Raw genomic sequence first — 12,790 nt, forward strand, 5'->3', positions numbered from 1 at the left:
CCCCACTCATTGCCATTAATGCTTGATAATATACAAGTTTTTAACGTAGATATTATCCATCGGGTCTTTACCGGTATATCCACCTACCCACGGTTTCACCAGACGGGCGTTAACGTAGTAGTAAACCGGAACGATCGCGGAATCTTTATCCAGCTGCTGCTCGGCTTGAGAGTACAGTTCTTTACGCTGTGCTTCGTCAGTGGTTTTCAGCGTGTCGGCGATCAGCTTGTCGAAAGCTGGGCTCTTATAGTGAGCGGTGTTGTTCGAGCTGTCGCTCAGCATGGTGTTCAGGAAGGAGGTCGGTTCGTTATAGTCCGCACACCAGCCAGCACGAGCCACATCAAAGGTGCCCTGATGACGGCTGTCGAGGAAGGTTTTCCACTCCTGGTTCTCCAGCTTCACGTTCGCGCCCAGGTTCTTTTTCCAGATTGAGGCAACGGCGATAGCCAGTTTTTTGTGCAGATCGGAAGTGTTGTAGAGCAGGCTGAAGGTCAGCGGCTTATCTGCGGTGTAGCCCGCTTCGGCCAGCAGTTTCTTCGCTTCCGCGTTACGCTGTTCCTGAGTCTGTTTGAACCACTCTGGCTCGGTCAGTTTTGCGCCATCGGTGTATGGAGGGGTATAGCTGTACGCTGGCAGATCGCCCTGGTTTTTCACTTTGTTCACGATGATATCGCGATCCAGTGCCAGCTTCAGCGCGGTACGGACACGTACGTCGGTGAACGGTGCTTTCTGGTTGTTGATTTCATAGTAATAGGTGCACAGGTACGGATCGACGTGAACTTCTTTAGGGATCTCTTTTTTCAGTTTCTGGAACAGTTCAATCGGCATGTTGTTATAGGTCATGTCGATTTCACCGCTGCGGTAGCGGTTAACGTCAGTCACTTCGGACGAAATTGGCAGATAGGTAACCTGATTAATAACGGTTTTAGCGTTGTCCCAGTATTGCGGGTTACGCTCAAGGACCATACGCTCGTTGACCACCCAGTCTTTCAGCTTATAGGCACCGTTGGTCACGATATTGGCAGGCTGGGTCCATTTTTCACCAAATTTTTCCACGGCGGATTTTGGTACCGGAGAGACGGACGGGTGAACCAGCAGCTTATAGAAGTACGGAACAGGTTCGCTCAACGTCACTTCAAAGGTATTGGCATCGATCGCTTTTACGCCCAGATCGGTTACAGGTTTTTTGCCCGCGATGATGTCATCAATATTGGCAATGTGGCCATATTGCAGGTAGCTCGCATACGGAGAGGCGGTGTTTGGATTCGCCAGACGCTGCCAGCTATAAACGAAATCTTCGGCTGTGACCGGTGTACCGTCGGACCATTTCGCATCTTTACGCAGATGGAAGGTCCAGACTTTGAAATCTTTGTTTTCCCATTTTTCTGCTACACCCGGCGCCGGGTGGCCGTCTACGTCTGTCACCAGCAGGCCTTCGAACAGGTCGCGGTTAACGTTGGACTCAGGAACACCTTCAATTTTGTGCGGGTCGAGAGACTGAACTTCCGCACCGTTGTTACGCACCAGCGTCTGTTTCTCCGCCAGTTGAACACCTGCAGGAACGTCCGCAGCCATTGCAGCGTTGCCCGCGATTAGCGCAGTTAAAATCCCCGCCGCTACCAGATTTTTTTTTGTGATGATGGACATTGTGTTGGTACTCCACTCATTATAATGACTGGCCTTCGCCAGCTGTGTAATCCCCTGTTGGGGCCTGTACAGCGCAGGAGTTTTTTTTGCTGCTGTCAGGTTCTTCTTTTACTGCTTGCTATCACCGACTTTTTTATTACTGACAGCTCGTATGGCCGTCTTGCGTCGATTCTTAGCAGGCCTCCCCTGTTTGAGACCTGCGATGGATATCTGAGAAGAGAACCATATGAAAATAATTCTCATCTGCTTGTTTTATGCTGCAAAATATTAGGCCGGAAAGTATCAAATGGCGTAAACGCGCGCCAATACATTTTGCAAATTTGTTAAGCAATTCTCTTTTACGGTGAGTACCGTGTCGTTGAGGGCAGCCCTGCCAGATATCGAACACCACTAAAAAAGCCTGATATTCAAAAAGATAGAGAAAATTTTCTCTACACGCGCGTCGCTGCGCTATCATCGAGTGATTTTGTACAAAAATTTAACAACTGGTTATTATTTAGCACATTCATCTAGGGGAATGTTGAATTTACTAATATCATTTCGGTTATCTCTCAGCAAGCCCCAGAGTATCATGTGAGTAAAATAACAGATCGATCGAAGGTTTTCTGCGCAGGCGGGTTTGGCGGGAATTAATAACTTGTTGAAATACAAGCAATGAACATTATTAGTAGAATTTATTATGATATGTGAGCATTTCAACTTTAGTTATAGGATTTACTGATAATGACGTAAAAAAACGGAGCCGTGGCTCCGTTCTTTCATACGAAATATCAGTGCAGCAAACCGGGGAATATGCTTTTAATTCCCGTAACGATGAATTCAATCCCTAACGCCATCAACAGCAGGCCCATAATACGCGTTATGACGTTAATGCCCGTCTGCCCCAACAGGCGCACCAGCCAGGGCGCCATGCGGAATACCCCCCAACAGCAGAGCGCGAAAATGGCAATGGCGACGGAAAAACCAATCAGGTGCATCAGGCTATGGTAACGCGTGCCCCAGACAATGGTTGAACTGATGGCGCCGGGGCCAGCCATGAGCGGTAAGGCCAGCGGCACCACGCCAATACTTTCGCGGATGGCGGTTTCTGACTTCTCCTGCTTGTTCTGTTTATCCTCGCCCAGCTTACCGCTGATCATGGACATCGCGATGGTCACGACCAGGATCCCACCCGCTATGCGGAAAGAGTCAATCGAAATGCCGAAGAGTTGGAGAATGGCATCCCCAAGAAAAAGGGAGGTGAGCAATATGATAGCCACTGACAGGTTAGCGGTGAGGTTGGTCTTATTCCTGGCCGCCGCCGTCTGGTAACTCGTCATACTAATGAAGACAGGAATGATCCCCACCGGGTTGACCAGGGCAAACAAACCAATAAAAAATTTAAAATACGTTGGAAAATCAAAGAGCGTTTGGATCACGTTTTGCTCCGCTTATACACATGCCCGGGACTGACAATTTGTCATGAGAAATCGCGCTGAAGATACCCTTTTTATCAGCATACTTCACTCGAAATCTGTGGCAAAACGTTATCATTTCAGGATGTTAAACATATGTATAATCAATGATAGCGCTGCTTCCATTACTTACGTAAGTATTTAACACTTGAAAAATCTCAACGAAATAACCCTGCTGAAAGGTATCAGCTTGGGGGAAAATTGACGCAGATCATGATTTCCGTACTCAGAAGTGAGTAATCTTGGTTACGCCCCCAGGGAGATCACCTGACAAAAAGGGATGATGCTAAGGTAAGGCTCTTTTAGTAAATTAGTGTGCAGACGCAGAAAGTAACTCTTTGTTTTACTTTGTGTTACGCAAGTCGTATCGGCTCTGTCTATACTGTGTGACGTATCGAGCGCTGGTTTACTAAAAGAGTTTAAACATTATCAGGAGAGCATTATGGCTGTTACTAATATCGCTGAACTGAACGCCCTCGTCGAGCGCGTTAAAAAAGCCCAGCGTGAATATGCCAATTTCACCCAAGAACAGGTTGATAAAATCTTCCGCGCGGCCGCACTGGCTGCTGCAGATGCTCGAATCCCTCTCGCTAAAATGGCCGTTGCCGAATCCGGTATGGGTATCGTAGAAGATAAAGTGATCAAAAACCACTTTGCTTCCGAGTATATCTACAACGCCTATAAAGATGAGAAAACCTGTGGCGTGCTGTCCGAAGACGACACCTTCGGTACCATCACCATCGCTGAACCTATCGGCATCATCTGCGGTATTGTTCCGACAACTAACCCAACGTCTACTGCTATCTTCAAATCACTGATTAGCCTGAAGACCCGTAACGCAATCATCTTCTCTCCACACCCACGTGCGAAAGACGCGACCAACAAAGCTGCAGATATTGTCCTGCAGGCGGCGATCGCTGCTGGCGCACCAAAAGATCTGATTGGCTGGATCGACCAACCTTCCGTTGAGCTCTCCAATGCGCTGATGCACCACCCGGACATTAACCTGATTCTGGCGACCGGTGGTCCAGGCATGGTTAAAGCCGCATACAGCTCCGGTAAACCTGCGATCGGTGTGGGCGCCGGTAACACCCCTGTTGTTATCGACGAAACCGCTGACATCAAACGTGCCGTTGCGTCTGTACTGATGTCTAAAACCTTCGATAACGGCGTGATCTGTGCATCTGAACAGTCTGTTGTTGTTGTCGATTCCGTGTACGACGCTGTTCGTGAGCGTTTCGCCAGCCACGGCGGCTACCTGCTGCAGGGCAAAGAGCTGAAAGCGGTTCAGGACATTATCCTGAAAAATGGCGCATTGAACGCCGCTATCGTAGGTCAGCCGGCTTACAAAATTGCTGAGCTCGCAGGCTTTACCGTTCCGGCAACCACCAAAATTCTGATCGGTGAAGTGAAAGTTGTCGACGAAAGCGAGCCGTTTGCACATGAAAAACTGTCTCCAACGCTTGCCATGTACCGTGCGAAAGATTTCGAAGACGCGGTAGAGAAAGCCGAGAAACTGGTTGCCATGGGCGGTATCGGTCACACGTCTTGTCTGTACACCGACCAGGACAACCAGCCAGAACGCGTTGCTCACTTCGGTCAGATGATGAAAACTGCACGTATCCTGATTAACACCCCTGCTTCTCAGGGTGGTATCGGTGACCTGTACAACTTCAAACTCGCACCTTCCCTGACTCTGGGTTGTGGTTCCTGGGGTGGTAACTCCATCTCTGAAAACGTTGGTCCAAAACACCTGATCAACAAGAAAACCGTTGCTAAGCGAGCTGAAAACATGTTGTGGCACAAACTTCCGAAATCTATCTACTTCCGCCGTGGCTCACTGCCAATCGCGCTGGATGAAGTGATTACTGATGGCCACAAACGTGCGCTCATCGTGACTGACCGTTTCCTGTTCAACAACGGCTACGCTGACCAGATCACCTCTGTGCTGAAAGCGGCCGGCGTTGAAACTGAAGTGTTCTTTGAAGTTGAAGCTGACCCTACCCTGAGCGTTGTGCGTAAAGGTGCTGAGCTGGCTAACTCCTTCAAACCAGATGTGATTATTGCACTGGGTGGTGGTTCCCCAATGGACGCCGCGAAAATCATGTGGGTCATGTACGAGCACCCTGAAACCCACTTCGAAGAACTGGCGCTGCGCTTTATGGATATCCGTAAACGTATCTACAAGTTCCCGAAAATGGGCGTAAAAGCGAAAATGATCGCGGTAACAACCACTTCCGGTACCGGTTCAGAAGTTACGCCATTCGCGGTAGTAACGGACGATGCAACAGGTCAGAAATATCCACTGGCTGACTATGCACTGACCCCAGACATGGCTATCGTTGATGCGAACCTGGTTATGGAGATGCCGAAGTCACTGTGTGCGTTCGGTGGTCTGGATGCGGTAACTCACGCCCTGGAAGCTTACGTTTCTGTGCTGGCATCTGAGTTCTCTGACGGTCAGGCTCTGCAGGCGTTGAAACTGCTGAAGGAAAACCTGCCAGCGTCCTACAACGAAGGGGCTAAAAACCCGGTAGCACGTGAACGCGTTCACAGCGCAGCAACCATCGCCGGTATCGCGTTTGCGAACGCCTTCCTGGGTGTTTGCCACTCTATGGCGCACAAACTGGGTTCTCAGTTCCACATTCCTCACGGTCTGGCGAACGCCCTGTTGATCAGCAACGTTATCCGTTATAACGCTAACGACAACCCAACCAAGCAGACTGCTTTCAGCCAGTACGACCGTCCGCAAGCGCGTCGTCGTTATGCTGAAATCGCAGACCATCTTGGTCTGAGCGCACCGGGCGACCGTACTGCCGCGAAGATTGAGAAACTGCTGGCATGGCTGGAAAGCCTGAAAGCTGAGCTGGGTATTCCTAAATCTATCCGTGAAGCAGGCGTTCAGGAAGCTGACTTCCTCGCTCATGTAGATAAGCTGTCTGAAGATGCATTCGATGACCAGTGTACTGGTGCTAACCCGCGCTACCCACTGATCTCCGAGCTGAAACAGATTCTGCTGGATACCTACTACGGTCGTGAATTCAAAGAAGGTGACGTTGCCGCTGTGAAAACAGAAGTTCCTGTCATCAAAGCTGACAAGAAAGCGAAGAAAAGCGCTTAATTGACCTCAGCAGATGAAAAACCCGTCTTATGGCGGGTTTTTTTATGCCTGAATAATGAGGCGGATGTTATTTTCTGTTGTCGTGCTGAATCGCCGTCAGCGAGCCTACAGCTAGCGCTTCTTTATAATGCTTACGACAGACCGAAACATAGCGTTCATTACCGCCTATCACCACCTGCTCACCATCTGCATAAGGTTTCCCGGCCTGGTCGAGGCGAAGCACCATGCTGGCTTTGCGACCACAGAAGCAGATTGTTTTCAATTCGACAAGCTTATCCGACCAGGCGAGCAAATACTGGCTACCTGCAAAGAGCTCACCACGGAAATCAGTACGCAGGCCGTAACACAGCACGGGAATATCGAGCTCATCGACCACCTCTGAAAGGGCATGAACCTGTTCACGCGTCAGGAACTGGCACTCATCTACCAGAACACAGTGAATGGGCTTAACAGCGTGTTCTGTGCGAATGTCCTCAAACAGATCGGTTTTCGGGTTAAACAGTCTGGCAGGCGACGAGAGCCCTATTCTGGAACTTACCTTCCCTGCGCCAAAGCGATCGTCAATTTCAGCCGTATAAACAACGCTGCGCATCCCCCGCTCCTGGTAATTGTACGAGGATTGCAGCAACGCGGTGGATTTCCCGGCATTCATAGCCGAATAGTAGAAATAAAGTTGTGCCATTGGCCGTAAAACCCCAATCAATGTGTAATATTCCCGATGATTCATTGTACCATAATTTGTCTGGTCATCAGCGATGTAGCACGCAGGGGAAGCGTTTCAGCGCGGAGTTCACAACCTTCTTTTTGTGAAAATAGCCCGTTAAAACATGTAGTAAACCCCTTCAATCCGCCAATATGTTATATGTTCACCCAAACATAACACTGCTTTTTATAGTGGAATCCCCGTTCTTTAAAATTCACTATTTATTAACTATTTCAGTCTTAACATCACGGCGCGGAACTAATACAAAAGGCTGATATTTCTCCGCCGCAACTATAATTCCTGCGGTAAATGTCACAAAAAAAAGAGGCAATCGGCCGGGTTCAGCCGGGTTAGCTGATAACAAACGAGACTGTGGGGTGATGAAATTTAAGTTAGCGTAATTAATAATAGCGGCATTATTTAGTATTTTTTGAATTCCTTACATTCCTGGCTATTGCACAACTGAATTTATGGCTCTATTATTAGGTCAACAAACCACCCCCCATTATAAGTTTGAGATTACTACAATGAGCGAAGCACTTAAAATTCTGAACAACATCCGTACTCTTCGTGCGCAGGCAAGAGAATGCACCCTCGAAACGCTTGAAGAAATGCTGGAAAAATTAGAAGTTGTAGTTAATGAACGTCGTGAAGAAGAAAGCGCAGCAGCTGCTGAAATCGAAGAACGCACTCGTAAACTGCAGCAATATCGTGAAATGCTGATTGCTGATGGTATCGATCCAAATGAATTGCTGAACAGCATGGCTGCAGCTAAAACCGGTACTAAAGCCAAGCGTGCTGCACGTCCTGCTAAATATAGCTACGTTGACGAGAACGGCGAAACTAAAACCTGGACTGGCCAGGGCCGCACTCCTGCTGTTATCAAGAAAGCCATGGACGAACAAGGTAAACAGCTGGACGACTTCCTGATCAAGGATTAATCCAGCAGTATTCAGAAAAATCCCGCGTAATGCGGGATTTTTTTTAACCTAAATTTGTCGCAAACATCCCCTTACACTCTGTCATAAAGCATTATTTGGCAATTTTAATAACTGTACTTAGAGACAGGTTTCAGAAGTGTTTAGGGCATAAAAAAACCGGTGGGCAGCGCCTCACCGGTTTCGGACATATGTAACCGTGGCTTATTTCTTAATACCTACGTTCTCTTTCAGCCAGGTTTTAAATTCTTCACCAAGAGTATTGTGGCGAATACCATATTCAACAAACGCCTGCATATAACCAAGCTTATTACCGCAGTCATGGCTCTTACCTTTCATATGGTAGGCCTCAACGGTCTCTTTCTCGATTAGCATATCAATGGCATCCGTCAGCTGAATCTCATCACCCGCTCCTGGAGGCGTTTTAGCCAGCAGAGGCCAGATTTCAGCGCTCAGGACATAGCGACCTACGACGGCCAGGTTTGAAGGCGCTACGTCGGCTTTAGGCTTCTCTACCACGCCAACCATTGGCACGCTTTCGCCCGGCTCAAGGTTAACGCCTTTGCAGTCAACCACACCGTATGCCGTCACGTCTTCAACAGGCTCAACCATAATCTGGCTGCTACCGGTTTCGTCGAAACGTTTGATCATCTCTGCCAGGTTATCCTGGGAAAGATCGGATTCGTATTCGTCCAGAATTACGTCAGGCAGAATTACCGCTACAGGCTCATCGCCTACAACAGGATGTGCACACATAACAGCGTGGCCCAGACCTTTAGCCAGGCCCTGACGAACCTGCATAATGGTAACGTGTGGCGGGCAAATAGACTGAACTTCTTCTAACAGCTGACGCTTAACACGTTTTTCCAGCATGGCTTCAAGTTCAAAGCTTGTATCGAAATGGTTTTCGATAGAGTTTTTAGATGAATGCGTAACCAGCACAATTTCAGTGATGCCGGCTGCGATACATTCATTAACGACATACTGGATTAATGGCTTATCAACCAGAGGCAGCATCTCTTTAGGAATTGCCTTAGTTGCTGGTAACATCCTGGTCCCCAATCCCGCTACCGGGATGACGGCCTTTCTGACTTTCGAATTTAGGGCAGCCATTCAAATTCTCCTGAGCTGTTCAAGTTTTGAACTTTTATGCAATAAATAACGCGTTGAGTATATCAGCCTCGCCCCGCAGTCCGGGTCTGAAAAGAACGCGTTGCCGATCAATTAGGACAAATACGCATGAATCTGGGCAGCGATAGTAGCACTCCCCGTAAAACACAGGTAAAGCAATCTTAAAATTAAGATCCAATTGCTTATTCCGTGGACAACATTAAGCGTAGCCGTCCCCCGGCGCCCCAAATTTGGCACTGCCAGGAGGAACAGCGGTGGCTAATTTGATTAAGATAAGCCGTGCCCAATGTCCCAAGCGGCACACCGTTACTCACCTCAATATGATGTTCACCGGTATTCAGTGAAGCGTTGAGACCTGCTGAGACGAGGATCAGATTTTTTAAACCGCTGTGGTAATAGCCGACCAGCAGCGGGAACTGTCCAGGTAAATTGGCCTGACGAAAAAGCTGGTTTACCTGTTTGAGTAAACTGCCTAACTCCGGCAGCCGTTGTCCCTGATGCGATAACTGTTCCTGCAACAAACCATTAAATAGCGCGCGAAGAAGCAACGCGGCTAATACGCCATTATCCCCCGCACGGGTGACATCCAGAGAATAAAACGCAAGGTCGGAATCAGATAATGGTGCGATATCCAGCACGAGTCCCGGCTGGTCAGCCGCCACCAGCTGGCGATAATTTACGCGGCAATGTGAAATAGTTTGCTGTACGGGCGGCTGAAGTTCTTGCAACAGTTTCGCCGCAGCAGGAGGATCACTCACCAGGGCATCCCAGTCCTGGAAAAGACGCTCCTCCTCCTCTACCCGGGAATTAAACATATTCGGATAAAGGCACGCTAAGACCGTTTCTCGCAGCCGGTTCAGATCCTTGACCGGTTTAAGCAGAATATCCTGTACGCCAAGACGCAATGCTTTGGCGATATCCGCCATATTCTCTGTGGCAGAGATCACCAGAATCGGCGTCTGGTTACCTTCGTTACGCAGATGTTCAACCAGCTTCAGTCCATTCATGCGCGGCATCGCAATGTCGCAAATCATCAAATCGGGCGTAACGCTGATCATTTTTTCCAGGGCGTCGATACCATCTTCAGCCAGTGAAGTAATGGCTCCCAGCGATGATAACCACGAATCCAGTAGCGATCGGAAAACGGGCTCGTCTTCAACAATCAAAATGTGTTTTCCGGCCAATGGCTGCGTCATGGTTCCTCCCCTGGCTGACAGTAACTAAATAGTGGCATGCGATCGGCACTATCGCCTGTCAGATTTTGCTGAAGTAGTCAAAAAAAGGTGCTTAACGTGCGGTCTGCACAAAAGGCAACAATTCGTCCATTTTCTTTTCGACGGCTAACGAGCCCGCTGCGATGGCGGCCTCAGCCCTATGGAAATCAAGAGTAGAGATTTGCGGACAGTACGGCTGAATAAGAATATCCGGAGGGTCGCCTGCCATACGATTGCGCTTGAGGCGATTCTCCAGAACCTGGATTGACGTGGTCATGATTTCTATCGCCGTCGGCGCGACAACCGAGCGTCGCGCGGCCATACGCCCGATTCTGCCGCGCAGGCGCTCATGCCAGGCCAGTTTCTCGCCCTCGGCATCTTCGCTCTGGAGATTGACCGGCATGAGGTCCTGTTGCATCAGGTGGGCGTCGTGCTGCAGGTCGACGGCAATCACGATATCCGCCCCCATTGCACGAGTCAGAGAGATGGGAACCGGGTTCACGACGCCCCCGTCGACAAGCCAGTAACCGTTGTGTGGGACAGGTGCCATGAGCCCCGGCATGCTGCAGGAGGCGCGCACGGCAAGATGGATATCCCCTTCGGTTAACCACAGTTCGCGTCCCGTGCTGAGGTTCGTCGCGACGGCGCCGAAGGGCATCTGACAATCCGTGAAGTCTTCGAGAGGCATAACCTGACGGAACTGGTTAAAGACGCGTTCGCCGCGCAACAGCCCGCCACGCTGCCACGAGAGGTCCATCAGACGCAGGACGTCCCAGTAGCTGAAGGAACGCACCCATGTCTCAAGTTCAGGAAGCTTCCCGCACGCGTAAGCGGAGCCGACAAGCGATCCTATTGAACACCCTGCGACAATATCTACGTCAATGCCCATCTTGTTTAAGGCATTAATCACGCCGATGTGTGACCATCCCCGGGCTGCACCTGAGCCCAGCGCCAGTCCAATTTTTACCTTTCTCATTAGCCCTGTTTTACTTCCCCTGGATTCCTGACATAGCGTCAACGCAACAGCTCAGTTAACATAGTGCTACCCGAAGCGTTTTACGCCTTTATTTTTTGTTCCAGGAAGAGAATCGTGTCTCAACTCTGCCCTTGTGGTAGCGCTCTGGAGTATAGCCTATGTTGCCAGCGATATCTGTCTGGCGATCAGGTTGCACCAGACCCGTCACACCTCATGCGTTCACGTTACACTGCTTTTGTGATCAAAGACGCAGACTACCTGATTAAAACCTGGCATCCCTCCTGCCACGCTGCCGAATTCAGACAGGACATCGAAGCCGGCTTCGCGAACACGCAGTGGCTCGGCCTCACCGTCTATGAATCCGCAACGGGCAGTCATGTTGATGAAGGTTACGTTAGCTTTGTCGCCCGTTTTAACGAGAATAATAAACCGGGGGCCATTATCGAGCGTTCCCGGTTCTTAAAGGAAAGCGGGCAGTGGTATTATATTGACGGAACGCGCCCACAGTTTGGTCGTAACGATCCCTGCCCGTGTGGTTCAGGTAAAAAATTTAAAAAGTGTTGCGGGCAGTAATGCCTGACAACCCAGACTTCGCAAATACAAACAGGATTTCCCGGCGATGCAATCATTACAACGTAAAGTTCTGCGCACCATCTGTCCCGATCAAAAAGGGCTGATCGCACGAATTACCAACATTTGCTACAAACATGAACTGAATATCGTGCAGAACAACGAGTTCGTTGACCACCGTACCGGCCGCTTCTTTATGCGTACCGAACTGGAAGGTATTTTCAACGACACCACCCTGCTTGCCGATCTCGACAGCGCGCTTCCGGAAGGCTCCGTGCGCGAACTGACCCCAGCCGGTCAACGCCGCATCGTGATCCTGGTGACCAAAGAAGCACACTGTCTTGGCGACCTGCTGATGAAAGCAAACTACGGCGGTCTGGACGTGGAAATAGCTGCCGTTATTGGCAACCATGAGACGCTGCGCACGCTGGTCGAGCGTTTTGATATTCCGTTTGAGCTGGTCAGCCATGAAGGCCATACCCGCGAAGAGCACGACGATCTGATGGCCCAGGCCATTGAAGCGCATAACCCGGACTACGTGGTGCTGGCGAAATATATGCGCGTGTTAACGCCATCCTTCGTGGCGCGTTTCCCGAACAAGATCATCAACATTCACCACTCGTTCCTGCCGGCCTTTATTGGTGCGCGTCCCTACCACCAGGCCTACGAGCGCGGCGTGAAGATCATCGGTGCGACCGCACACTACGTGAATGACAACCTAGACGAAGGTCCAATCATCATGCAGGACGTGATTCACGTGGACCACACCTACACGGCCGAGGACATGATGCGTGCAGGGCGTGACGTTGAGAAGAACGTGCTCAGTCGCGCTCTGTATCAGGTGCTGGCACAGCGTGTCTTTGTCTACGGCAACAGAACCATCATTCTTTAATCTTTCGGAAAATGAATTGATTAGCTTTACGCCTTTACGGATAAAAAGCAGGCAAACAGCTTCATTTACCTAAAGGAATGCTTTACAGGGGCGTCTCATTTGATATGATGCGCCCCGCTTCCAGCAGGAAGCAGGCCAGTAAAA

The 12,790-nt window shown here is 49.7% G+C and carries 10 protein-coding genes; 4 read left to right on the forward strand and 6 right to left on the reverse strand.

Annotated features, from left to right (window positions below; genetic code table 11):
- Nucleotides 1–15: 15 nt before the first annotated feature.
- Together oppA and LA04_RS08310 are read right to left on the reverse strand one after the other, a co-directional pair.
- Complete coding sequence (gene oppA / locus LA04_RS08305) at nucleotides 16–1,647, reverse strand: oligopeptide ABC transporter substrate-binding protein OppA (RefSeq protein WP_047651157.1); 1,632 nt, start codon at nucleotides 1,645–1,647, stop codon at nucleotides 16–18.
- Nucleotides 1,648–2,417: 770 nt separating this feature from the next.
- On the reverse strand, nucleotides 2,418–3,065 hold the full coding sequence (locus LA04_RS08310; protein WP_021240330.1) for a YchE family NAAT transporter: 648 nt from the start codon (nucleotides 3,063–3,065) through the stop codon (nucleotides 2,418–2,420).
- A gap of 478 nt (nucleotides 3,066–3,543) precedes the next feature.
- On the opposite strand from LA04_RS08310, the gene adhE reads away from it, so the two are divergent.
- Nucleotides 3,544–6,222, forward strand: a complete 2,679-nt coding sequence (gene adhE / locus LA04_RS08315) for a bifunctional acetaldehyde-CoA/alcohol dehydrogenase (RefSeq protein ID WP_047651158.1) — start codon at nucleotides 3,544–3,546, stop codon at nucleotides 6,220–6,222.
- Between the two features lie 67 nt (nucleotides 6,223–6,289).
- Here the strand turns inward: adhE and tdk are convergent, their stop codons facing one another.
- A complete protein-coding gene (gene tdk / locus LA04_RS08320) occupies nucleotides 6,290–6,904 on the reverse strand; it encodes a thymidine kinase (protein WP_047651159.1) in 615 nt (204 codons plus the stop codon).
- Between the two features lie 548 nt (nucleotides 6,905–7,452).
- On the opposite strand from tdk, the gene hns reads away from it, so the two are divergent.
- Nucleotides 7,453–7,866 (forward strand): histone-like nucleoid-structuring protein H-NS, encoded by a 414-nt coding sequence (hns, locus tag LA04_RS08325; protein ID WP_008502781.1) that lies wholly within the window; start codon nucleotides 7,453–7,455, stop codon nucleotides 7,864–7,866.
- 201 nt (nucleotides 7,867–8,067) lie between these two features.
- Here hns and galU read toward each other — a convergent pair whose 3' ends face one another.
- From galU to rssA, 3 genes are all read right to left on the reverse strand, one after another.
- The gene (gene galU / locus LA04_RS08330; RefSeq protein WP_047651160.1) at nucleotides 8,068–8,976 is read right to left on the reverse strand and encodes a UTP--glucose-1-phosphate uridylyltransferase GalU; all 909 of its coding nucleotides are present in this window, start codon (nucleotides 8,974–8,976) and stop codon (nucleotides 8,068–8,070) included.
- Between the two features lie 200 nt (nucleotides 8,977–9,176).
- Complete coding sequence (rssB, locus tag LA04_RS08335) at nucleotides 9,177–10,190, reverse strand: two-component system response regulator RssB (RefSeq protein ID WP_047651161.1); 1,014 nt, start codon at nucleotides 10,188–10,190, stop codon at nucleotides 9,177–9,179.
- A 91-nt stretch (nucleotides 10,191–10,281) separates the two neighbouring features.
- A complete protein-coding gene (gene rssA / locus LA04_RS08340) occupies nucleotides 10,282–11,184 on the reverse strand; it encodes a patatin-like phospholipase RssA (protein ID WP_047651162.1) in 903 nt (300 codons plus the stop codon).
- 114 nt (nucleotides 11,185–11,298) lie between these two features.
- Here rssA and LA04_RS08345 point away from each other — a divergent pair, with 114 nt between their 5' ends.
- Together LA04_RS08345 and purU are read left to right on the forward strand one after the other, a co-directional pair.
- Complete coding sequence (locus tag LA04_RS08345; RefSeq protein WP_047651163.1) at nucleotides 11,299–11,757, forward strand: YchJ family protein; 459 nt, start codon at nucleotides 11,299–11,301, stop codon at nucleotides 11,755–11,757.
- A 46-nt stretch (nucleotides 11,758–11,803) separates the two neighbouring features.
- The gene (purU, locus tag LA04_RS08350; protein ID WP_047651164.1) at nucleotides 11,804–12,646 is read left to right on the forward strand and encodes a formyltetrahydrofolate deformylase; all 843 of its coding nucleotides are present in this window, start codon (nucleotides 11,804–11,806) and stop codon (nucleotides 12,644–12,646) included.
- Nucleotides 12,647–12,790 lie beyond the last annotated feature (144 nt).

It is taken from the genome of Enterobacter sp. UCD-UG_FMILLET (assembly GCF_000762975.1).
Taxonomy (GTDB): Bacteria; Pseudomonadota; Gammaproteobacteria; order Enterobacterales; family Enterobacteriaceae; genus Enterobacter; species Enterobacter dykesii.